The organism is Micromonospora sp. WMMD1155, from assembly GCF_029581275.1.
In the GTDB taxonomy this organism is placed as follows: Bacteria; Actinomycetota; Actinomycetes; order Mycobacteriales; family Micromonosporaceae; genus Micromonospora.
In genome coordinates, this window is sequence record NZ_CP120742.1 from 1,444,995 (window position 1) to 1,467,013 (window position 22,019).

Annotated in this window: 17 protein-coding genes; 7 read left to right on the forward strand and 10 right to left on the reverse strand. The window is 70.4% G+C overall.

Translation table 11 applies throughout. The features are described from left to right. Positions 1 to 98: 98 nt before the first annotated feature. The gene (locus tag O7617_RS06355; protein ID WP_282262152.1) at positions 99 to 1,274 is read right to left on the reverse strand and encodes an ROK family transcriptional regulator; all 1,176 of its coding nucleotides are present in this window, start codon (positions 1,272 to 1,274) and stop codon (positions 99 to 101) included. A 168-nt stretch (positions 1,275 to 1,442) separates the two neighbouring features. On the opposite strand from O7617_RS06355, the gene O7617_RS06360 reads away from it, so the two are divergent. Then, positions 1,443 to 2,897: a glycoside hydrolase family 3 N-terminal domain-containing protein gene (locus tag O7617_RS06360; protein WP_282262153.1), complete on the forward strand. Its 1,455-nt coding sequence runs from the start codon at positions 1,443 to 1,445 to the stop codon at positions 2,895 to 2,897. A 269-nt stretch (positions 2,898 to 3,166) separates the two neighbouring features. Here the strand turns inward: O7617_RS06360 and O7617_RS06365 are convergent, their stop codons facing one another. Beyond that, positions 3,167 to 3,829, reverse strand: a complete 663-nt coding sequence (locus O7617_RS06365; protein WP_282262154.1) for a GNAT family N-acetyltransferase — start codon at positions 3,827 to 3,829, stop codon at positions 3,167 to 3,169. Between the two features lie 170 nt (positions 3,830 to 3,999). Between O7617_RS06365 and O7617_RS06370 the strand changes: the two genes are divergently transcribed. Together O7617_RS06370 and O7617_RS06375 are read left to right on the forward strand one after the other, a co-directional pair. Further along, positions 4,000 to 4,194, forward strand: a complete 195-nt coding sequence (locus tag O7617_RS06370) for a DNA repair protein (RefSeq protein WP_282262155.1) — start codon at positions 4,000 to 4,002, stop codon at positions 4,192 to 4,194. A 121-nt stretch (positions 4,195 to 4,315) separates the two neighbouring features. Next, positions 4,316 to 4,834 carry a hypothetical protein gene (locus O7617_RS06375; protein WP_282262156.1) on the forward strand — a complete coding sequence of 173 codons (519 nt, stop codon included), beginning with the start codon at positions 4,316 to 4,318 and terminating at the stop codon, positions 4,832 to 4,834. 10 nt (positions 4,835 to 4,844) lie between these two features. On the opposite strand, the gene O7617_RS06380 is transcribed toward O7617_RS06375, so the two are convergent. The 3 genes from O7617_RS06380 to O7617_RS06390 form a co-directional block, all read right to left on the reverse strand. Then, positions 4,845 to 5,330, reverse strand: coding sequence for a hypothetical protein (locus O7617_RS06380; protein WP_282262157.1), 486 nt, complete (start codon positions 5,328 to 5,330; stop codon positions 4,845 to 4,847). Positions 5,331 to 5,340: 10 nt separating this feature from the next. After that, complete coding sequence (locus O7617_RS06385; protein ID WP_282262158.1) at positions 5,341 to 8,667, reverse strand: ALF repeat-containing protein; 3,327 nt, start codon at positions 8,665 to 8,667, stop codon at positions 5,341 to 5,343. A 410-nt stretch (positions 8,668 to 9,077) separates the two neighbouring features. Next, positions 9,078 to 9,830, reverse strand: coding sequence for a Clp protease N-terminal domain-containing protein (locus tag O7617_RS06390; protein WP_282262159.1), 753 nt, complete (start codon positions 9,828 to 9,830; stop codon positions 9,078 to 9,080). A 156-nt stretch (positions 9,831 to 9,986) separates the two neighbouring features. Here O7617_RS06390 and O7617_RS06395 point away from each other — a divergent pair, with 156 nt between their 5' ends. Then, a complete protein-coding gene (locus O7617_RS06395) occupies positions 9,987 to 10,802 on the forward strand; it encodes a DUF72 domain-containing protein (RefSeq protein WP_282264653.1) in 816 nt (271 codons plus the stop codon). A 5-nt stretch (positions 10,803 to 10,807) separates the two neighbouring features. Here O7617_RS06395 and O7617_RS06400 read toward each other — a convergent pair whose 3' ends face one another. Then, positions 10,808 to 12,637 carry a glycoside hydrolase family 15 protein gene (locus O7617_RS06400; protein WP_282264654.1) on the reverse strand — a complete coding sequence of 610 codons (1,830 nt, stop codon included), beginning with the start codon at positions 12,635 to 12,637 and terminating at the stop codon, positions 10,808 to 10,810. 175 nt (positions 12,638 to 12,812) lie between these two features. Between O7617_RS06400 and O7617_RS06405 the strand changes: the two genes are divergently transcribed. Continuing rightward, positions 12,813 to 13,241 carry a VOC family protein gene (locus O7617_RS06405; protein ID WP_282262160.1) on the forward strand — a complete coding sequence of 143 codons (429 nt, stop codon included), beginning with the start codon at positions 12,813 to 12,815 and terminating at the stop codon, positions 13,239 to 13,241. A gap of 109 nt (positions 13,242 to 13,350) precedes the next feature. Here O7617_RS06405 and O7617_RS06410 read toward each other — a convergent pair whose 3' ends face one another. Next, positions 13,351 to 13,716 (reverse strand): hypothetical protein, encoded by a 366-nt coding sequence (locus tag O7617_RS06410; protein WP_282262161.1) that lies wholly within the window; start codon positions 13,714 to 13,716, stop codon positions 13,351 to 13,353. 63 nt (positions 13,717 to 13,779) lie between these two features. Then, positions 13,780 to 14,076 (reverse strand): DUF6582 domain-containing protein, encoded by a 297-nt coding sequence (locus O7617_RS06415; RefSeq protein WP_282262162.1) that lies wholly within the window; start codon positions 14,074 to 14,076, stop codon positions 13,780 to 13,782. Between the two features lie 137 nt (positions 14,077 to 14,213). Between O7617_RS06415 and O7617_RS06420 the strand changes: the two genes are divergently transcribed. Both O7617_RS06420 and O7617_RS06425 read left to right on the forward strand, forming a co-directional pair. Then, positions 14,214 to 14,513 (forward strand): amphi-Trp domain-containing protein, encoded by a 300-nt coding sequence (locus O7617_RS06420; protein WP_282262164.1) that lies wholly within the window; start codon positions 14,214 to 14,216, stop codon positions 14,511 to 14,513. A 187-nt stretch (positions 14,514 to 14,700) separates the two neighbouring features. Next, positions 14,701 to 15,912, forward strand: coding sequence for a DUF1996 domain-containing protein (locus tag O7617_RS06425; RefSeq protein WP_282262165.1), 1,212 nt, complete (start codon positions 14,701 to 14,703; stop codon positions 15,910 to 15,912). A 44-nt stretch (positions 15,913 to 15,956) separates the two neighbouring features. Here the strand turns inward: O7617_RS06425 and O7617_RS06430 are convergent, their stop codons facing one another. Continuing rightward, positions 15,957 to 18,620 (reverse strand): ricin-type beta-trefoil lectin domain protein, encoded by a 2,664-nt coding sequence (locus O7617_RS06430; protein WP_282264655.1) that lies wholly within the window; start codon positions 18,618 to 18,620, stop codon positions 15,957 to 15,959. Positions 18,621 to 18,986: 366 nt separating this feature from the next. Further along, positions 18,987 to 21,971: a glycoside hydrolase family 3 protein gene (locus O7617_RS06435; protein ID WP_282262166.1), complete on the reverse strand. Its 2,985-nt coding sequence runs from the start codon at positions 21,969 to 21,971 to the stop codon at positions 18,987 to 18,989. Positions 21,972 to 22,019: the final 48 nt, after the last annotated feature.

Here is a 22,019-nt window from a genome sequence, read left to right on the forward strand (position 1 = left end):
CGGGCCGGCGGTACCGGAGTCGGCCCGACGGATCGGCAAGAGCTTGCAACCCGTCGCCCCGCGGTGAAATATTCCTTCACATGACCGCCGCAGCGGGCTCAGCCGACGGTGGAGCCGAACACCTCGTCGCGCACGGCGTCCAGCGCGGTGCGCAGCGCGCCGTGCAGGATCGGCTCCTCGGTCAGCCCGGTCGACACCACCCGAGGTCGGACCAGGGTGATCGCCGCCACCTCCTGCTGCACCCGGTCGGCGAGCGCGGCGCCACCGGCCTGACCCACCTCGCCGGCGAGCACCACGAGCGGCGGGTCGAGCACCACGCAGGTGCTGGCCACGCCGATCGCGAGCCGGCGGGCCAGCTCGTCGAGCATCGGGCCGCCGTCGGCGCCGGCCGCGACGGCCGCGCGGACCGCCTCGGCGGCGTCGGCGTCCGGGTAGCCGTGCTCACCGGCCACCGCGCGCACCGAGTCCGCGCCGACGAGCTGCTGGAAGGCCGGCTTGGCGCGACGGGAGACATCACGCGGGATGGGCGCGCCGGGCACCGGCAGGTAGCCGATCTCGCCGGCCGCGCCACTGCTGCCGTGGTGCAGCCGCCCGCCCAGCATGATCGCCAGCCCGACGCCGGCACCCACCCACACCAGCACGAAGTCCGAGAGCCCCTGCGCGGCGCCGGACTGCGCCTCGGCCACCGCGGCCAGGTTGACGTCGTTCTCGAAGACGACCGGGGTGTGCAGGTCCTCCCGCAACGCGGCGAGCAGGCCGCTGTGCCAGCGCGGCAGGTTGAAGGCGAACGTGATGTCGCCGGTGCCCGGGTCGACCAGGCCCGGCGTGCCGAGCACGATCCGGCGTACGCTGCTCAGCTGCGCCTGGGCGCTGCTCGCGGCCTGCACCACGGCGTTGTGCACCACACCCACCGGATCGTCGGTGTCCCGGGTCGACTGCTCCACCCGGCCGATGACCGCACCGGTGATGTCGGCACAGGCGGCCACCACCCGGTCCGGCCCGACGTCGACCCCGACGACGTGCGCGCTGCCCGGGCGGACCGCGTAGAGCTGGGCGTTCGGCCCCCGCCCGCCGGCCTGCTCGCCGACGCGCGTGACCAGACCGCGCTCCTCCAGCCGCTCGACGAGCTGCGACGCGGTGACCTTGGACAGCCCGGTCAGCTCGCCGAGCCGGGCCCTGGTCAGCGGACCGCGTTCGAGGAGCAGTTCCAGCGCGGCACGGTCGTTGAGCGCCCGCAACAGGCGGGGGGTGCCGGGTAGCCGGGTCGCACTCATGACACGTCCTCTAGTTTTAGTAAACTTTGCTAACTGTAAACCGACCTGCGAACGGGTAGCCGTAGCGTAACGGTCACCCGACGGTGGGACGCTCGGCCGACTCGGCAGGGCCAAGACCACCACAGGTATGACGTTTCGTACCCGCCGGGCACCGAAGGGGGAGATCACGTGGGGCTGGATCCAGGACTGCGCCGACTGGCGCTCGGCACGCTACTGGCCGCGTACTCGGGGCAGGTCCCGCCGGACTGGGCGGTCGACCTGCTGACCGACGGGCTGGCCGGGCACACCCTGTTCGGCACCAACGTGCACGACCCGGCGCAGGTGGCGGCAAGCACCGCCGCGCTGCGCGCCGGACGACCGGACGTGCTCATCGCCATCGACGAGGAGGGTGGCGACGTGACCCGGCTGGCGCACGCCACCGGCAGCCCGTACCCCGGAAACGCCGCCCTCGGCGCGATCGGCGACGTGGCGCTCACCCGACGGGTCTACCAGTCGATCGGCGCCGAACTGGCCGCGCTCGGCATCACCGTCAACCTCGCCCCGACGGTGGACGTCAACACCGCCGACGACAACCCGGTGATCGGCACCCGGTCCTTCGGCGCGGATCCGGTGCGGGTCGCCGCCCACTCGGCCGCCGCCGTGGCCGGCCTGCAGGCGTCCGGCGTGGCCGCCTGCGCCAAACACTTCCCCGGGCACGGTGCCACGATCACCGACTCCCACCACGAGTTGCCCACCGTGGACGCACCACTGACCCTGCTGCGCCAGCGGGACCTGCCGCCGTTCGCGGCGGTCGTCGCCGCCGGGGCGCGGGCCGTGATGACCGCGCACATCCGGGTTCCGGAACTCACCGGCGCCGACCCGGCCACCTTCAGCCGGGCCGTCCTGGTCGACCTGCTCCGTTCCGAGTACGGCTTCACCGGCGCCGTCATCACCGACGCCCTGGAGATGAAGGGCGCGGCGGTGGCTGCCGGCGGGGTGGGCCCGGCCGCCGTCCGCGCCCTGGCCGCGGGCGCCGATCTGCTCTGCATCGGCGCCAAGGTCGACGTCGAGCTGGTCGAGCTGGTCGCCGCCGAGATCGTCGGCGCGCTCACCGACGGCCGGTTGACGACCGCGCGGGTCGAGGAGGCGGCCGGTCGCGCCGCCGAACTCGCCGCCTGGACCCGGGCCGCCGTCGCCTCGCCGACCACCCTCGACAACGACCTGGGGTACGCGGCAGCGCGGCGAGCCGTGCGGGTGGACGGCCTGCTCACCGGCCTGGACCAACCACTCGTGGTGCACCTGCACACCGAGTCGACGATCGCCGAGGGGCGGGTGCCGTGGGGCCTCGGTCCACACCTCGACGGCGTGCAGGAGCTCCGGGTGATCGCCACCGAGGCCGACCCGTCGGGGCTGCGCGGGCTGGCCGGTGACCGACCCATCGTGCTGGTCGGGCGGCACCTGCACCGCCTTCCCGGCGGCCCGGAGCTGATCACCGACCTGGCCGCCCAGCACGCGGTGACGGTGGTGGAGATGGGCTGGCCGGCACAGTGGCGGCCGGCCGGCGTACGCGCCTTCGTCACCACCTACGGAGCGAGCCACGCCAACGGGCGTGCGGCGGCCGAGGCGCTCGGCCTGACCGGGTGAACGGAGCGATCGACCCCGGTACGGCACGCTACGTCACCGGCGGTTGAGCTACCGTGACCGGTCCAGCCGCAGGTCAAGTCCACTTTTCGACACTCCGAACCGACAGCCTAAGCCTTGCTCCACGCCTGTTCGATACGTAGCGTGATCGACATGTTCCGGCTCGCGCAGAGCGTGACCGGCGCACCGGAGCCGGGGCCTGGGGGGAGGTTGCGGACCGTGGATCCGGCCCGGGATCCACGGTCCGCGCCCATTACCGGCCTGCTGGCCGCTCAGCGTGGGTAGACCCCGTACGCCCGCCAGCCCCGATCCGGGAACCCGGCCGCGTCGGCGACCCGGGCGGACGCGTGATTGCCCCGCTCGTGCAGATAGGTCGGCACCGCTCCCTCGTCGAGGACCCGCCGTGCCGCCTGCGCCACGAGCCGACGGGCCAGGCCGCGCCCCTCGGCGGCCGGCACCGTGCCCACTGCCAACTCGTGCCCGTACGCGTCGTGCCGTTTGATCCCGGCACCCGCCAGGTAGGTGCCGTCCGGGTCACGAACCACCAGCACAGGTTGGTCGAAGAGCCGCAACCAGGGCGGCAACCCGGGAGCCGTCGGCTCGGTCCACTCCCCCACGTCGGGAAGCGGCGCGGGAGCCACGCTCCACCGGAAGGCGCCGTCGTGCACGCACCACTCCGGCAGCCCGACGGCCTCCGGCAGCGCGGCGAGCAGCCGATCGGGCGTACGCCGCACCAACGAGCGGATCGCCGCCACCCGCTCCGGTGCCACGGAGAGGACACCGCTCTGCCCGGTGTCCACGGCGAGCGCGGGGCGCAGCCGACCGTCCCAGGCCGGTTGGGCCCGTCGGCGCGAGGCGACCACGTGCAACCCCGGCCCGGCCGGCCACTGGCCGAGCCAGCTGGCCAGGTGCAGTTGGAGCCGCCGGTCGAGCATCAGACCTCCCCGTCACCCGGCCCGTCGTGGATCACCGTACGCCGGGTGGCCCGATCGGGCGGACGAACCGTGCGGGCCGGACCCGACCGCCGTGGGGCGGAACCAGGCGAACGAATCGACCGTCATATCTATTTCCATACCTGGACACCTTTGTTTGGGACGGTGAACGCATGCCGATGCAGCCGAGCGACAACTACCAGCAGGACCCCGAGCGACTCTGGCGGGCGGCGGAGACCGTCGGCGGCATCCCTCCGCAGCCGCGCTACCGCCACCCCCGCGCGGTCGGCGCCGGCGACCTGCCGTGGAGCGGACTGAACAAGATGTCCTCCGGCAGTTCCACTCGACACCGCCTGAACCGCCAGTGACGCAGCAGCGAGGCTCCCGCGCGGGCGACACACCGGGGAGGTCCAGCGGCGGCTTTCGCACACCTGTCGGGTAATTTCTTGTGGTCCGGCATCCCGGCCAACGACAGGAGAAGCTCCGCGCATGGGCAAGAAGACGATCCACGTCTCCGACTTCACCGGCACGGTTCTGCAGCAGGACGACGAGGTGGTCCGCGTCGTGGTGCTGGAGCACCCGGACCTGGTCGCCGGGCCCGTGCAGTTGGACGCCACGCCGACCGAGGTGGAGAACATCGACGACGCCGCCCTGGACGTGGCGGTGGTCGAGATCCACGACCGGCACGGCGGCGGCGAGCCCCGCCGGGTGGTGTTGACAGCCAGCGAGTTCGACGCGATGGCCACCGACGTACCGATGGCCCAACTACTGAAGACGGCCGAGCGGGTCCGCCCGCCCAAGGCCCGCAAGAGCGCCGAGAAGATCGACTACGGCACGCTGGAGCACGCCGGCAAACCGCACCGTGGTCGGGTGACCGAGGAGGAGGCCCGACTGGTACGCGAGCAGCTCGACGAGGTCAACAAGCGCCTCGCCGACGCGGGCGTGCGCCAGATCGACCCTGCCGATCCGGAGCACGCCCTGCGCTACGGCTTCTCCGACGCCTCCTGACCCGACCGCGTCAGCAGGCCTTCTTCGCCTTGTCGCGGAAGGCGGTCTCGGTGACCGCCTTCCGCTTCGTGCCGCCGTCGCTCACGAGAACCTGGTCCGGCCCGAGCTCGGTCAGCTGCGCCAGGGTGAAGTGAACGGAATCAGCATCGGTTTGATCACCGTAAGCGGTGACCGCGTACTCGACGGCGGGCTCGAAGGTGGCGAGTGTCTGCTGCTCGACCGTCCAGGCGGGCGGTGGCTCCAGCAGGGTCACCGCCTCAGCCTCCGCACCGCCCTCCCGGATGATCGCCCACTTCTTGGTCGGCGTTACACCGATGGTGAAGACGCTGATCCGGTCCGCCGTGAACACGCCACATTCGGCCACGAGCAGGGTCGGTTGCTCGTTGACGACGCGCAGCGCGAGCACCGGCTTGTCCACCGGGCTACACGCGGTGGCCCCTGCCAGGGCGGCGAGCGCCGCCAAGACGCCCACCGCCCGGACAAGTGATCGATTCATCGGTCTCCACCTAACAGAAGATGTTGATCCAACATCTTTCGAACTCGATGAACGGCTCTCCGTACTTCCAGTACTTCCCCATGTACGGATTGGCACCGACCTCCCAGGGGTTGCCATTCCCATCTGTGCCGGTCAGGAGATTGGAGACCCCTGCGCCGAGGTAGTACAGCGTAAGGAATTGAGTTGGCGGGAGATACTGCCACTGGTCTGAGTGCCGCGCCTCATGTTCGAGGAGGTTGGGGCCGTAGGTGCTGGCGTCCACACCCGCGGCCCGCAGCAGTTCCCGGTCCCGCGCCTCCTCTTCCAGCAGGTCGTCGAGTTCGTCCCGACTCTTCGGATAGAGCATGTAATCGCCGATGGTCATCGTGCGGTCCTTCGGCGTACTCACATCGGTGCAGATGATCTGCTTGGCACCGGTGAAGCAGTTGCCTCCCCACATCGCCAGCGCCGTCAAGGCGAGGGCGTTGTTGCCCAGCAACTGATTACCCAACCGCCTCGGGTCCTCCCCGGTCGGCTGGTCCAGTCGCGGCCCGTCGGGCGGCCCGCCCGGGTTCTGTGCCGCCTCCTGGCGCTGGAGGGTGACGGCTGCGGCCAGCGCCGCCGCTGCCTCCGCGGCGGCCTGGTCGGCACTTCGACCGGCGGCCAACGCCGAGGCGCGGGCCCGGTCCGCGGCGTCGTACGCCGCGCTGGCGTAGGCGCTCGCCCGTGCCGCGGCGTCAGTGGCCCTGGCAGCCGACGCGGCGGCGTTCGCCGCACTCTGCCGCGCCGAGGCGGCGGCGGCCTTCGCGACCTGCGCCGCCTGCGCGGCCTGGATCGCCGATGCCGCTGCCGACTGCGCCGACTGCATGGCCTGGGTGGCGTAGCCGGCGGCCTGGCTGGCCGCCTGCTGGGCCTCCAGTGCGTACCGCGCCGCGTCCTCGGCCGCCTTGCGGGCCACCGCCGCGACCCGGGCCGCCTCGGCGGCGTCCTTACGCGCGTTGGCGGCGTAACCGGCCGCCTCGGCGACCAGGCCGCGCACCCGCGCCACGTGGGTGACCGCCTCCAGGTCCCGCCGTTGCGCCCGGAACTGCCCGTCGGCCAGGAAGTCCTTCAGGAACGCCCGGGAACCCTCCAGGGCCACCTGGGCGGCGGACTTCACCTCGGGGCCACCGGCGGACATGATCTGGCCGACCTTGATCCGGTCGTCGATCTCGGCCGCGGCGTACTGCCCGGTCATCAGGAACTCGTGCCGGTCGGCCTCGGTGCCGTTGAGCGCCGCCTGCCCCCTGGTCTTCATGGTCGGCCCACCCGCGGTGATCAGCTGACCGATCTGGATGCGGTCGTCCTGCTCCTTGCCCACGTAGTCCCTGGTGCGCAGGAACCCCTCGACGTCGTCGTGGTCACCGGCGAGGGCCGCCTTCGCCGCGTCGCGCAGTGCGGGCTTGCCCAGGGCACCGATGTGCCGCACGCGCGCGCGGTCGTCCTCCTCCGCCGCCACGGCCCGTCCGGAGGCCAGGAAGGTCCGCAGGTCCGCCTCGGAACCCGCGAGGGCCTCGGAGGCTGCCTGACGGGTCCACTGACCACCGGTGCGGACGAGGCGCGCGGCCGCGAGCCGGCCACTGGACAGCACGACTGCCGAAGGCGCTCCGGCTGCGCTGGCCTCGGCCAACCACTGCCGCGTCTGCGCGTCCAGCCGGGCCTCCTCGGCCGCGTCGTCGGCGGCCCGGGCCGACTCCGCCTGCTCGGCGAGCCGGGCCTCCTTGGCGTCCTGCACGCCGTACTCCGTCTGGGCCGCCAACCGCTCCACGTCCGCGACCCGGGCGGCCTCCTCGACCGCCGCGGCCTGGTTCGCCGCTGCGGTGGCGGTGTTGGCGGCGGCCAGCGCACCGGCCGCGTGCTGGGTCGACTTGGCTGCGGCTGTCGCGGCGTCACCAGCGTGCGCAGCCGCGTCGTCGGCCGCTGCGGCAGCCGCGGTCGCGTGCGCGGCGGCGTCCATCGCCGCCTGGTACGCCTGGTTGGCCGCCTGCGCCGACTGCCGGGCGAACCGGTCGGCCTCGTTCGCCGCACGGGTCGCGGCGGCGGCGTTGCGCTGTGCGGCCTCGGCCGCCGCGCGGGCCCGCGCCGCCTCCGCCGCCGCCACGTTGGACTGCCCACCGGCTGCGGCGGCTGCCGCAGCGGCAGCCGCCGCGTGCGCTCCGGCGTTGGCGGCGTTGAGCGCCGCTCCACTGGCCGCCTGCGCCGCGTTGCCGGCCGCCTTCGAGGCGTCGGCCGCCTTCCGGGCGTCCGCCGCCACCTTGCGCGCCGTCGCGGCGGCCTGGCGGGCCGCCTCCGCCTTGCTCGCGTCGGTCGCCGCTGCGGCTGCCGCCCCGAACGCCTTGGAGGCCGCCTGGCCGGCGAGGGTCGCCGCCGAGGCGGCCCGGGCCGCGGCGTTCGAGGCGAGTCGGGCGGCGTTGTTGGCCGCCTTCGCCGCGCTGACCGCGGTCCGCGCCGCGTCCGCCGCACGAGCCGCCGCGTCGGCGGCCCGGGCCGCTGCGCGGGAGGCCCGCTCGGCGGAGTTCTGCGCGGCCTGGGTCTCGGCCTTGGCGCGCTCGGCGGCCTCCTTGGCCAGCCGGGACGCCTCCACCGCCTGGGCGGAGGCGAGCTTCGCGGCCTCGGTCTCCTCGGCCGCCAACTCGCCGGCTTCCTTGGCCCGGCTCACCAGCGACGACAGCGTGCTGATCTCCTGGTCGCGCGCCCGCGCCACGTGTTGCCCGGCGATCAGGAATTCCCGCAGGTCCTGACCGGTGCCGCCGTTGAGTGCCTGTTGGGCGGACTCCCGAACGACCGGGCCGCCGGCGGAGATGATCTGCGCGATGCGGATCCGGTCGTCGAGGGTGCGGGCCTGGTCCAGGCCGAGGTAGAAGAAGTTGAGGACCTGCTGGTGATCGCCGTTCAGCGCGGTCTGACCGGCGGCCTTGACCTGCGGCCCACCAGCGGAGATGACCTGGCCAAGCTTGATGCGCAGGTCGATGGCCAACGGTTCCTCGTAGCCACTGTCGAGGAAGGCCCGGACATCGGCGGGCGAGCCGGCCAGAGCGGCCTCGGCCGCGGCGCGGGTGGTGCTACCGCCCGCGGCCTGCAACTGCGCCACCTGCACCCGGTCGTCGTGCGCCTGGGCGGCGGCCAATCCGGCGTCCAGGAAGGCCCGCAGGTCGGCGTCCGAACCGGTGAGCGCCAACTCGGCGGCGCGGACGACCTCCGGGCCACCGGTCAGCAGAAGGTCGACGCAGCGCTGCCGGTCGGCTGGGGTCGGTGGGTCGGCCTGTGCCGGCGCGGCGAACATCCCGCCGGCCACTGTCAACACGACGGCGGCTCCCATGGTGCGCCACAGCAACCGTCTGAATGAATGCCTCAATGCGCTCCCCCGTTCAACGAATGCCGATGCGTCGATGGATGACGCGTTGAGCCGAGGCTAGGTGAGCGCGGTCCGGCACGAGGACCCGTGACGGCATATGCAACTTTCCGGACGCCGGATCAAGGTGCGAAGACGGGCAATTTGTCAGGACCCGCCTGCGCCACCTACGGTCGGTGATGCCGGAGTGAGAGTCGCTGCGACGGACCGGGTCCGCCACGCTCACCCCGGAGCATCGGCTTCAAGGGCGCCTTCCGCGACGAGGGAGGCGTGATGAGTGCTGCTGCGACGTGGGCTGCCGGTGACTATCCGGCGACGGCACGCGCCGTCCCGCAGTGGCCTCGCCACTCCGGGACGGCTGGAACGGTCCGGAGCGCCTAACCGGCGTCGTCGCTCTTCGACGCGTCTTTGACAACGGCGGCGAGCGCGGTGGCGAGGTCGGCCTCCACCGCCGCCTTCTCCAGGCCGAGGCTGGTGAGCACCCCCGCACCGTCCTCCTGCTCCAGCAGGGCGAGCAGGATGTGCTCGGTGCCGATGTAGTTGTGCCCGAGGCGCAGCGCCTCCCGGAAGGTCAACTCCAACGCCTTCTTGCCGCGAGCGTCGTACGGGATGAGGTCCGGCACCTGCTCGACCCGTGGCGGAAGGGCGGCGGCGACAGTCTCCCGCACCGCCTCGGGGGTGACGCCCAGGTCGGCCATCACCCGGGCGGCCAGCGCCTCCGGCTCCGCGAGCAGACCCAGCACCAGGTGCTCGGGCCCGATCTCGGCGTTCCTGCTGGCGCGGGCCTCCTCCTGGGAGGCCATCACCACGTTGCGGGCCCGGGGGGTGAACCGGCCGAAGCCGGCGTTCGGGTCGAGCGCGGCGGCATCGGTCGAGGCCTTCGGCACGAAACGCTTCTGGGCGGCCTGCTTGCTGACGCCCATGCTGCGGCCGATGTCGGTCCAGGAGGCACCCGAGCGGCGGGCCTGGTCGACGAAGTGACCGATCAGGTGATCGGCGACCTCACCGAGGTGGTCGGCGGCGATGACCGCGTCGGTGAGCTGGTCGAGCGCATCGGTGTGCGCCTTCTTGATCGCCTGGATGAGGTCGTCGAGCTTGACGGTGACACCGATCTGAAGAGGTTCTGTCATGCGTCAACCATAGGTTGACGCACCTCCCATCGTCAACTCCTAGTTGACGACAGGAGGTCGGCCGTCGCCCCGGTACCGGCCCGGATACGGTGGGCGGCGTCGAGCACGGTCACCGGTGGGAGGGGTGCGGTCATGCGTCTCCACGTGGGGTGCGCGATGTGGAGTCACCGGTCGTGGCCGGGGCACCGACTGCCGCCCGGGGAACGCCTGGCGCACTACGCGAGCTGGTGCGACGCCGTGGAGGGCAACACGACGTTCTACGCGACCCCGACCCGGGACACCGTGACGTCGTGGGCCGCGCAGACCGATCCCACGTTCCGGTTCGTCCCCAAGCTTCCGAAGGTCGTCACACACGAACGCCGACTCACCGACGTCGGCGAACCACTGCACGCCTTCCTGGACGCGATCGAGCCGCTCGGCCCCCGCGCGCACGCTCTCTGGATCCAGTTGCCCGGCTCGTTCGCGCCCGCCGACGTGCCGACCCTGGGCCGCTTCCTGACCCGACTTCCCCGATCCCACCGGTACGCGGTGGAGGTCCGCCACCCGGCGTTCTTCACCGACGACCGCGCGATCCGGCTGTTGGAGGCGACCCTCGGATCCGTGTCGGCCGAGTGGATCCCCTTCGACACGACCGCCTTCTTCGCGAGCCGGCCGACCAGCGACGCGGAGCGGGACGCCTGGACCAAGAAACCCCGTGTGCCGCTGCGGTCGCTGGCACTGACCGATCGGCCGATCGTCCGCTATCTCGGCCGCGACGACTCCGCTCGCACTGTCGAGGGGTGGCAGCACTGGGTCGACGTGACAGCCACCTGGCTCCGGGAGGGGCGCTCACCGACGATGTTCGTCCACACGCCGGACAACGCCGACGCGCCCGCGCTCGCCCGCCGGTTCCACGACGAGGTACGCGCGCAGGTGCCCACGCTCGACGCACTGCCCGAGCCGATCCCGGTCGAACCCCTGACGCTGTTCTGAACGGGTCAACCCTGCTCGTCGAGCAGACGGTCGAGGTGGTTCGCGGTACTGATCAGCGACAGGTGACTGAACGCCTGAGGGAAGTTCCCGATCTGCTCACCGGTCGGCGCGATCTCCTCGGAGTAGAGGCCCAGCGGGTTGCTGTAGGTGAGCATCTTCTCGAAGGTCAGTCGGGCGTCGTCGAGCCGGCCGGCCTGGGCGAGGGCCTGCACGTACCAGAAGGTGCACATGCTGAAGGTGCCCTCGGTGCCGGCCAGACCGTCCGGCGAGGCGTTCGGGTCGTAGCGGTAGACGAGGCTGTCGGAGACCAGTTCGGCGTCCATCGCCCGCAACGTCGACTCCCACATCGGGTCCATCGGTGAGATGAAGCCGATCCCGGGCATGGCCAGGAGCGAGGCGTCCAGGATGTCGGTGCGGTAATGCTGCACGAAGGCTTGCCGACCCGGGTGGAAGCCCCGGGTCATGATCTGCTCGTAGACGGCGTTGCGCTCGGTCGTCCAACGGGTGGTGTCACCGGGGCGCCCGCGGCGTTGGGCGAGGCGGATGGCGCGGTCCAGCGCCACCCAGGACATCACCCGCCCGTACGTGAAGTCCTGCCGTCCTGACCGGGTCTCCCAGATGCCATCCTCGGGTTGGTCCCAGTGTTCGCAGAGCCAGTCCATCAATTCTGCCGTTTTCCGCCAACCCTCGTACGGCGCGATGAGGCCGTTGCGGTCGGCGAGTTCCAAGGAGTTGAGCGCCTCGCCGTGGATGTCGAGTTGCAGCTGGCCCGACGCGGCGTTGCCGATGCGCACCGGTGCCGAACCCCGGTACCCCTCCAGGTGGTCCAGCACCTCCTCGGGCAGGTGCGGTGAGCCGTCGATCCGGTACATGATCTGTAGGGGCAGATCGGGATCTCGGGCCTCCCGGATGCGTGCGTCCAGCCAGAGCAGGTATTTCTGGGCCTCGTCGGTGAAGCCGATACTCAGCAGCGCGTGTACCGAGAAGGACGCGTCCCTGATCCAGGTGTAGCGGTAGTCCCAGTTCCGCTGCCCGCCGATCTGCTCCGGCAGCCCGGTGGTGGGCGCGGCGACCAGAGCGCCGGTCGGGGCGTACGTCATCAGTTTGAGCGTCATCGCGGACCGCTCGACCACCTCCCTCCACCGACCCGTGTAACGGCAGCCGTCAATCCACCGTCGCCAGTAGTCGCGGGTCTGGGCGAGCAGTTCGCATGCCTCATCGGTGTTGAGCGGTCGGGGTGCCTGTGGTCGGGCCGTCTCCAGCACCACCCCGCCGATGTCGCCGGCGTGCAGCGTGAACCGGGCCGACACGCCCTGCTCGTCGCGGTGGATGTCCGCCTCGCCGATCAGCCATTTGCCCTCCTTGAAGGGGGTCAGGGTGAGGTTCAGCGTCGCGCTCCGGAACACGTCTCCCCCGGGGTGCACCTCAAGCTCGAACGGGTCGCGTCCGTAGTTGAATCGAGGCTGGCAGTCGAAGCGAAACGGCATACTGCCCCGGATCATGCGGACGAGCCGGACCAACCGGTGCCGGTTGGTGGCGTGTTCACCGGTGACCGGCATGAAGTCCACCAATTCGCCCACACCGTCAGCACTGTGGAAACGAGTGATGAGGATCGGCGTACCGGGCAGGTAAAGCTGCTTGCTCGCGTAGTCGATGCCGTCGGGCGCGAGTTGGAAGTAGCCGCCCTTCCGGCGGTCCAGCAGCGCTCCGAAAACGCTCGGTGAATCGAAGCGGGGCGCGCAGAACCAGTCGACAATGCCGTCCTTGCTGATCAGCGCCGCCGTCTGCAGGTCACCGATGAGGCCATGGTTTTCGACCGCCGGGTAGCTCTCCACGCTGTCCCCCGCCATCCGTCGTGGCAACGGCGGCGACTACCCGGAAAAGGGCGGCGACACACTGCCCGCACCCGTCCCCTGACTCGACCGCGTCGAACCCGACGGCATTGCGGAAGGGATCTGTCCGCAATCGCCGATAACGTCTTCATCGACGACAGCGACGAGAGGACCGCGGATGAGCCTGCGAGGATTTGCCACACTCAACATCTGGGCGGACGACGTGGAGGCGGCCACCGCCTGGTACGCGCACCTCCTCGGCGTCGAGGCGTACTTCACGCGCCCCGGGCCGGACGGACACCTCGCGTACGCCGAGTTCCGCGTCGGTGACTACCAAGCTGAACTGGGCATCATCGACCGCCGGCACGCACCACCCACGGCCACCGCGACCGGCCCGGGTGGCGCGGTCATGCACTGGCACGTCGACGACCTCGACGCCACCGTGGACCGACTGCTGGCGTTGGGCGCGACGGAGTACCAGCCGATCACGCCGCACGGGGACGGGGGGTTCGTCACCGCGTCGGTGGTCGACCCGTTCGGCAATGTGCTGGGCGTCATGAGGAACCCGCACTACCTCGACGTCCTCGCCGCACTCACGGCGACCTGAGGCGGGTCAGTCCCATTCGTCCGGATCCGCCGTCCGCCGCACCAACAGCGCCGCGTCGTCGGCGTCGAGCCCGCTGGCGATGAGCAGGTCGTTCGCCGCCGTACGGAACTCACCGGCGGCGACCATGCCCGAGTAGCCCAACCGGTGGGCGTGCAGGCGGTTGGGATCGGGCGAGCCCGAGGACCACCCCGACCAGCAGCTCGATCGTGCGCCGCAGGCGTGATCCCATCGAGGCCGCCACGATGCCGACCGCCGTGGTGGGCGCGAAGACCGGGGCGGGATTGTCCAGGAACTGGTGACCCACGAACCAGGCGAGCGACGCCGCGATGCCGGCCTGCACGGCGAGCAGCCCGTTGAGGCGCAGTCGCCAGGCGCGGGAGCGCACGCCGTATCCCAGCCGGTCACGCAGGCCGGCCAACGCCCGATCGGTCGGGGACGGGTCGGAGTCGCCTGACGACTCCTGTTTCGCGGGCATCGCGCGGTCTACCCGGCGGTGCCGGATCTATCCCGTCGGCGACGCGGAGCAGCGTCGCTCGCCTCAGTGGGCCGGATTCGGGGTGTGCGGCAACTTGCCGAGTTGCCGCCAGTTCGTCTCCGCCACCTCGACGTCGTAGTGCTCGGCGGCGGCGAGGATGTTCTGGAACGCCTGGTCACGCTCCTTGTCGGTGACCCCCTGCACCTGGTCGAACCGGGCGATGGCGTTGCGGACGTGGCTCGCGTCGGTCATCGGTTCCTTGCGCTTGTCGGGGAACGCGAAGACGCTCTCCGGCAGCTCGCGCTTGTCCTTGTCCGACAGGCCACCGTGCTTCTCGTGGGGTTTCCAGGTCGACGTCATCAGTCACCAGTACCCACAACCTGCGCGGCAGCACCTCCGGCGACGAGATTTTCCGGGCCACCACAAGATCCATATCATGCGGCCGATCCGGGTCCGGCCGAAGCCCTGCACCGGATCGTCCCTTGTGGAGTGCGAGCATGGCCGACATGGATATCTACGAGGACGCCCGTACGGTGTCACGTTCGGATCTGGCCGCCTGGTTGCGTCAGTTGGCGAGCCAGCTGGAGTCCGATGGGCGGATCTTCTACGGCGCGGCGGGCTCCGTGTCCGTGGCGGACACCGTGCGCTGCGAGCTGGAGATCGAGCAGGAGAGCGAGACGGAGTTGTCCGTCGAGATCGAGTTCTCCTGGACGGTGCCGACGTCCGGGCAGGCGGCGGACGAGGTCGAGGAATCGCCGAGCGGGGAGCAGCAGGACGAGGCCGCGCCGGAGGCGTGATCCCGGGGGCGACGACACGTCGCACGGCGGCCATCGACCCCGGTGGCCGCCACCACGCCGAGAGCGGAACGACCAACATCCTTTAAAGAAGCTTTAAGAAGCTGTCGGGTGTGATCGGGAAGCGCCTACCATACGGCGGCCGTGGCCGTCCGGGTCAACGCCGTCGTCCGCTCGTTGGGAGTGACCCGTGTCGTACGCCCCGTCGCCCGAACCGGACGCGAGCCCACCCCCGTCCCGGCACCGCCCGCCGAGTCGGTTCACCCGCACCCGACTGGCGATGGCCGCGGGCGCGACGGTCGCGCTGGTCATCGCCGCCACCGGCGTGTACCTGGGCAACGGTGACGTGACACCCGAGCCGTCGAACGCGTCCAACGCCCTCGACGACCCGTCGACGTCGGCCGGGCAGCCCGGATCCCCTGCCATGGCGGCGTCGACCTCGGCGACACCGGCGGCCTCCTCGACCCCGTCGGCCTCCACGACACCGTCGACCGCGGCCACGCCGAAGGTCCCGACGACCGGTTGGATACCCGTGGACCGGGCCGCCTGGAAGGCGCAGGCCGACGCGTACCAGAGGTTGAAGATCGATCCTGTCCCGGCCGGCGTGGGCAACCTCCCGGAGTTCCGGGCGGACTGCCAGTACAGCCACCGGCTGCCGGACGACCCGATCGTCGCTCCCGGTCTCCCGGGCGCCTCCCACATGCACTCCTTCGTCGGGAACAAGGCGGTCGACGCCGACACCGTCGCCGGGGACCTGACGAAGTTCACCGCCACCTCCTGCAAGCCGGTCCAGGACCACTCCGCCTACTGGGTGCCCACGCTCTACGACAACGCGACCGGTAAGCCGGTCGAGACGACCGGTTTCCGGGTTTACTACCGCTCGCTGGCGAAGAACTCGACCGGCCAGATGCCGATGCCCAACGGCCTGCGCATGATCTCCGGTGACGCCAAGAAGAAGAAGCCGACGCCGCGCGGCGCGACCGGCCAGTTCTACTGCGCCTTCTACGGCCCCGGTGACCTCGACGGAATCGCCCGCAGCACCAACGGCAACTGGCCCATCTGCGGCGGCGACGCCACCCTGCACTTCATGATGCAGTTCCCCGACTGCTGGGACGGCAAGCACCTGGACAGCCCCAACCACAAGGACCATGTGGCGTACGGCAGCGGCAACGGCTGCCCGAGCAGCCACCCGGTGCGGATCCCGGCGATCACCTTCGACATCCAGTACCCGGCGAAGGGCACTCCGGCGGGCTACTACCTCTCCTCCGACAAGGAGGGGAAGAGCGCTTCGTCGATGCACGGGGACGCGTTCGTGATGTGGGACGTCGACACCATGAACAAGCGCACCAAGAACTGCGTCCTGCAGCGGCGGACCTGCGACAACTACGGCTACCAGAAATAGCCGGGGCCAGGCCCGTGTCGGCCTGGCCCCGGGGTCGGGTTGGGTCAGCTACGCAGCGTCCACTGCTGGTTCGTGCCACCGTTGCAGGACCAAAGGATGATCTTCGTGCCGTTGGCGGTGGCGGCGCCGTTGGCGTCGAGGCAGAGCCCCGACTGGACGTTCGTGACGGTGCCGTTGGTGTTGACGTTCCACTGCTGGTTCGTGCCCCCGTGGCAGTCCCAGATGATGACCTGGGTGCCGTTGGCCGTGCCGTTCCCGGAGGCGTCCAGGCACTTGTTGCCGTACACGGTCAGTTGCCTGCCGCTGGTGTGGGTCCACCGCTGGTTGGCGCCGCTGCCGCAGTCCCAGAGCTGCGTCTGGGTGCCGTTGGTGGTCGACGAGTTGGGCACCTCGACACAGCGACCGGACTGGCCGCCCACGAGCTGTCCCTGCCCCGTACCGCTGCCGCCGCCCTGCTGCTGGCGGACGATCCACGTCGACTCCGCCGACCGGTTGCCCTGGGCGTCGACGACGTAGAGCCGGTACTCACCCGGGGTCGCCGGCACGGCGATGGTGGTCGCGTTGCCGGCCGCCCTGGTCATCGTCGCCCCGGCGGTGAAGCTGGTCGTGCCGGGCGGCGCCAGCCAGACCGACCTGGTGGCGTCGCCGGTGCTCCGGATCGGGATCGACGCCGTGGCGCTGGTGACGAACGTGCTGGCCGGCAGCACGTAGTTCGGCGAGGTGAAGGTGCTCGCCGGGACGATGTCCCGGTAGGCGTCCTCGAGGCCGGAGTTCGCCGCGATGCTGTAGGCCGCCGCCGGCCAGACGTAGTCGGAGGAGACGAGGATGTCGGCGACGGTGCTGTTCGGCAGGTTCTTGTTCGAGACCTTGTTGATCGGGCCGTAGATCTGCGTGATGCTCAGGTCGTGCTTCCGACCGAAGTCGTCGGAATTGATCATCCAGGTGACGTTCTTGTCGATGCTCAGCACGTTGTCCCGGAAGGTGATGAACGCCGACCCCTCGTCCGGGTGCAGGCCGTACTTGTGACCCGACGGAACGCCCTGGAGATAGTTGTTGGTGATCGTCGTCCCCGGCTGGCTGCCCAACGTGTAGATCGGCGCCGTGTCACTCAGACGCTGCACCGTGTCGATGATGTGGTTGTGACTGATCGTGTTGTTCCGCGCCGTCGTGGTGGGGCGGTTCGGCTGGATTGAGCCCGATGACCCGTCGAAGTTCCACCATCCCCACCCCATGGTGATGCCCGACCACGGGGCCTTCTCGATCCGGTTGCGCTGGATCGACAGGGTGTCGACGAAGTACGCCGAGATGGGGCTGTGCCCGTTGAACAGGACAGCGCTGTCGTAGATGTAGTTGTTCTTGATGTCGATGTTCTTCGGCAGCCCCTCGACCTGCGGGAGGTACTTCTCCCGGTTGGTCGACGTGCCGTCTCCGATGTAGACGTGCTGGGGATGACCGACGTTGATGGCCGACCCCGCGATGTCGTTGGTGGCGTTCCCGATCAACTGCGTGCCCTGCACGTCGTTGACCAGGCTGATGCCGTCGGCGCCGGTGTGCTCGATCCGGTTGCGGTGCAGCAGGAGGCCGTCGGCATTCTGGATCTGGATGATGCCGGGGGTGAGGTCCACGTTGCGGTAGTGGTAGACGTGGAAGTTGCCCTTCGCGTACGCCTGCGCGCCGAGGTTGCCCTGCTGCGCCTGCTTGTAGGACGAACCGGCGACGTTGAACAGGTTCCAGTCCGAGTGCCGCACGGTCAGACCGGAGAACGTGATGTTGCGGGCGTGGCTGGTCGTCGAGGTGCCGGCGACCCGCAGCACGGTGGTCACGTTGTTCGGCGCGTAGACCGTCGCGGTGGACATGTTCTCGGTGCCGGCCTTGTAGTAGTAGACCGTCTTGGCGCCCTTGTCGTAGTAGAACTCACCGGGCGCGTCCAGGAACTCGTACGCGTTCATCAGCTTGTGGGTGCCGCCGACCTGGGCGTTGCCGTTGAAGGCCCCCTGGGCGATGGCCGCACCCGGCTGCTGGAACAGGGCGACGCGGCTCCCACCGTCGGTGGTCACCTGGCGGACGCCCACGATGGCGGTGGTCCAGGTCGTGCCGGTCTCGATCTCGATGTCGTCCTGGTTGCGCGCGATGGCGGGGAAGTCGTTCTGGTTGTACCTGGCGCCGTCGCACTGCGACCCCGACTCCCAGGCCCACGCGGCCTGACCGGCGGTGATGTTGTACGTCCCGAAGCAGCCGCCCGAGCTGACCGTCTTCGTCGCCATGACGGCGCGCTTGTCGTTGACGTAGAGCGCCCGCAGCTTGTTGGCGCGGTCCAGCGGCGCCTTCCAGATGTTGCCGCTGTGCTGGGTCCAACCGGTCACCTGGACGCCGCCGTCGAGGATCGGCTTCTCGTTGGCGTACGCGCCGTAGATGACCCGGTATCCGTTGGTGCCCGAGTCGCTCTGACCGAACTCGACCGTGCTGCTGATCGGATAACTCCCACCACGCAGATACACGTTGATGTCGCCGGTCATGTTCGCGTTCACCGTACGAACGACGTCTCGTGCGCGTTGCAGGGTCCGGAACGGGGATTGGAGCGTCCCCGCGTTGGCGTCGTTTCCGTCGGGGGCGACGTAGTAGGTGGCCTGCACCGCAGCCGCGGCCGGTGTTTGGGCGCTCAGCACGGCCGGCAGTGTGGCGGCAACGAGGGCCGCCACCGCCAGCATCGACGTTCGAGCGGTGGACACGTTTGACCTCACGTACGGTTCCTCTCATTTGCCGTCGACAGGGGGCCCCGTGCGTATCGAGCGACGAGCGCGGAAACAGCGACACCACTAAGGACCGGTGGGCACCTGTCGCCCGACCGCACTCTGTTGTTAATCGCTACGAAATCTTCCCGAAGCGTAGGTCACACGTGTGATGAATGCAACCATGAATCGTAGTACATCTATGCGCTAATGCTGATTTTCCGGACGGATCACCCTTCACTGCTTGGCGCTGTCGATTGATCATCAGATGAATCCGCACCGATGCCGGTGATGCGCCGGCCGAGGGTCGGGGCGGGGCATCCGCCCCGACCCCCGAACCTCCCGTCACCTGATGGAGAAGTCCGCCAGCCGCAGCGCGGAGTCGAACACCAGGTACACGTCACGGGTGCCGGCCACCCGGGCCAACTCGGTGCTGGTGCTCACGTACCGGTAGTCGTCGCCGGTGCTGGGCACGGTGACCGTCCCCAACAGCCGGCCGGTGGGTGAGCCCAGCCGGACCTGGATCGCACCGACGCCCGTCCCGGCCCTGGCGACGGTCGCGGTGAAGGTGCGCGCGCCGGGTCGCAGGGCGGAACCCGCGAAGGAGATCCACTGACCGGCCTCGGTGGCACCGACGGCCGTACCCCTGACCTTCGTCTCGTCGACGAGCCGGACCCCCGCGTACCTGTCGAAGTTCTCCGCCCGGGTGGGCCGGGACAGGTCGCGCGCCGGAATCGTCTCCCCGTCGACGCGCACCGCGGTCCGAGCCCGGATGTCCCCGGCGGAGGCCCCGACCATCAGGTCGTAGGTGGACGACTCGACCACCCACCGGCTGCGGGTGACGTCCCAGTGCGCCAGGTCGACGGCGGGCACCCGCAGCGTCACGGTACGGGTCTGCCCGGGTGCGAGTTCCACCCGCTGGAACGCCTTGAGCTGCTGGATCGGCGTCCGGTCCCGGGACGTGCGCTGATGGGTGTAGAGCTGCACCACCTCGGAGCCGGCCCGCCCGCCGGTGTTCGTCACGTCGACGTCGACCGCGATGGTGCCGTCGGCGGTGACCGACCCGGCACCGACGCGGGCCGGGCCGTACCGGAAGCGGGTGTACGACAGCCCGTGGCCGAACGGGTAGAGCGGCTTCGCCTTGCTGTACAGGTAGGTCTGCCCGGACGAGATGATGTCGTACTCCAGCAGGTCCGGCGGCAGTTGCCGGTCGGAGCGGTACCAGGTCTGGGTCAGCCGTCCGGACGGGTTGCGGTCGCCGAACAGGACGTCGGCGACGGCGTGCCCGGTCTCGGCCCCGGCGTGCGTGGTCCAGACGATCGCCGGGACGTGCTCCTGCGCCCATGTCGTCGTCACCGGGTAGCTCGTCTGGAGCACCAGCACGGTCCGCGGGTTGGCCCTCGTCACGGCCTTGACCAGCGCCTCCTGGCTCGCGCTCAACGCCGTCGAGGTCCGGTCGTGCGCCTCCCGGCCGTTGATGAACGGGTTGCTGCCGACCACCAGCACGGCGGTGTCGGCCGCCTTCGCCGCCGCCACGGCCCGGTCGAGCCCGCTGCTGATCAGCTCGCGACTGAAGTGGGTCGCGTCGGCCGCCGTCGACGCGCCGAGCTTGAGGGCGCCGTCGTCGCCGACCGTGACGTACGTGTTCGCGCCGAACCAACTCTCCTTGGTCTCGTAGCCGACGTAGCGCAGCGCCACCGTGCCGTCGGCCTGCGGCTCCAGCTTGAACTGCTGCTGCACGTACCAGCCGTTCGGCTGCTCGTCACGGGTGACGAACGGCCCCCAGTTGTAGCCGAGGTAGCGGCCGTTGGCGGCATTGCGCAGCGTCACCACGTCCTGCCCCCAGTCGACGACGTCGAACTGGGCGGCGGGTGACGCCGTCTCGCCGGTGGCGGCGACCGGGTCGGCGTCGGTGGTGCCGGTGGCCGAGACGTACCGGCCGGTCGACGCCACCTTCAGCGCGATGCGGTCCGCCCCGTCGAGCCCTCGAACGTCGGCCGCGCCACCCAACCGTTCGCGGACGCCGTCGAGCGTCGTCACCTGGTACGGCAGGTCACCGCCGTACCAGTCGGTGTAGAGGGTGTCGGCCAGCGGGCCGAGCACGGCGACCTTGCGGGTCCGGGCCGGATTCAACGGAAGCGCCTGCCGGGAGTTCTTCAGCAGCACCATGGCCTCACCGGCGGCCTCGCGGGCGAGTCGCTGGTGCTGCGGGCTGTTGATGACGTCCGGGGTGATGCCGCCGTACCGACCGCCGCCCGGGTCGAACTCACCCAACCGGAACCGGATGTTCAGGATCTCCCGGATCCGGGCGTCGATGTCGGCCTCGGTCAGCAGGCCGGTGGCGAGGGCCTGCCTGATGGCGGTGACCGTCGGCTGTGCGTTCGTGTCGTCGGTGATGAAGCTGCTGAGGCCGGCCTTGACGATCGCCGCGTTCCCCTCGGCCTGGGTGGCGTAGTACTTCTGTGAGTTGACGAGGTTGTTCGGCGCCCAGGCGTCGGTGACGTTCATCAGCGGCCGGTCGGTCCAGGTGGGGAACACCGTGTTCAGGTCCGGATCAACGGTGGCCGGACGGCCGTTGACCAGGTTGTACGCGGCCATCACCCCGGTCGCCGCATCGGCGGCGAGGGCGGGCTTGAAGGCGGCGCGGTCGTACTCGTTGAGCACCCGTGGTGGCACGTTGGACGAGGTGACGTCCCGCCGGAGCTCGTTGTTGTAGGCCAGGTAGTGCTTGAGGGTCGGCGCGCTCTTCAGGTGGTCCGGGTCGCCGCCGGTCATCCCCGAGCCGTACGCGGTGGACATGGCGGCGGTGAGCACCGGATCCTCCGAGTAGCCCTCCTCGTTGCGGCCCCACCGGGGGTCGCGCAGCAGGTTGACCACCGGCGCCCAGAGGTTGAGACCCCAGACCCGGGGGTTCTGCGCGTGGTAGCCGCGCGCCTCGTCACCGACGGCGGAACCCACCCGCTGGACCAGGTCGGTGTTCCAGGTGCTCGCCATGCCCACCGGCTGCGGGAAGACCGTGCCACGGGCCTTCACCACCGCGCCGTTGTTGTCGATATCGGTCGACCAGGCGACCCCGTGCAGGGCCTCGGTGCCGGTCTTGAACAGGCCGATGCCCAGTCGGGGCACGGCCGGCTGGTACTGGTGCAGCCAGGAGATCTTCTCGTCCAGGGTGAGCCGGCCGAGCAGATCGTCGACCCGGGCGTTCACCGGCAGGTCGGGATCTCGGAACGGGTAGGTCGGTTCGGCGAGCGCGGTGCCGGGAACGGCTGGTAGGGCCAGCAGGGCGAGCGCGAGCGCGGTGATTCCGCGCCGAAGGCGCCACTTCCGCATGGGGTTCTCCTCGTGTCGTACGACAGGCGCGATTCAGCGCCAAGACCG

Coding starts and splice junctions, on each gene's coding strand:
- O7617_RS06365 (WP_282262154.1), bottom strand. CDS start 3,829: ATGCTCGACCGGCGGCTCCAACTGCACCTGGCCAGCTGGCTCGGCCAG.
- O7617_RS06375 (WP_282262156.1), top strand. CDS start 4,316: ATGGGCAAGAAGACGATCCACGTCTCCGACTTCACCGGCACGGTTCTG.
- O7617_RS06385 (WP_282262158.1), bottom strand. CDS start 8,667: ATGGGAGCCGCCGTCGTGTTGACAGTGGCCGGCGGGATGTTCGCCGCG.
- O7617_RS06420 (WP_282262164.1), top strand. CDS start 14,214: ATGGCCGACATGGATATCTACGAGGACGCCCGTACGGTGTCACGTTCG.
- O7617_RS06370 (WP_282262155.1), top strand. CDS start 4,000: ATGCCGATGCAGCCGAGCGACAACTACCAGCAGGACCCCGAGCGACTC.
- O7617_RS06380 (WP_282262157.1), bottom strand. CDS start 5,330: ATGAATCGATCACTTGTCCGGGCGGTGGGCGTCTTGGCGGCGCTCGCC.
- O7617_RS06410 (WP_282262161.1), bottom strand. CDS start 13,716: ATGCCCGCGAAACAGGAGTCGTCAGGCGACTCCGACCCGTCCCCGACC.
- O7617_RS06405 (WP_282262160.1), top strand. CDS start 12,813: ATGAGCCTGCGAGGATTTGCCACACTCAACATCTGGGCGGACGACGTG.
- O7617_RS06395 (WP_282264653.1), top strand. CDS start 9,987: ATGTGGAGTCACCGGTCGTGGCCGGGGCACCGACTGCCGCCCGGGGAA.
- O7617_RS06435 (WP_282262166.1), bottom strand. CDS start 21,971: ATGCGGAAGTGGCGCCTTCGGCGCGGAATCACCGCGCTCGCGCTCGCC.
- O7617_RS06355 (WP_282262152.1), bottom strand. CDS start 1,274: ATGAGTGCGACCCGGCTACCCGGCACCCCCCGCCTGTTGCGGGCGCTC.
- O7617_RS06430 (WP_282264655.1), bottom strand. CDS start 18,620: ATGCTGGCGGTGGCGGCCCTCGTTGCCGCCACACTGCCGGCCGTGCTG.
- O7617_RS06390 (WP_282262159.1), bottom strand. CDS start 9,830: ATGACAGAACCTCTTCAGATCGGTGTCACCGTCAAGCTCGACGACCTC.
- O7617_RS06415 (WP_282262162.1), bottom strand. CDS start 14,076: ATGACGTCGACCTGGAAACCCCACGAGAAGCACGGTGGCCTGTCGGAC.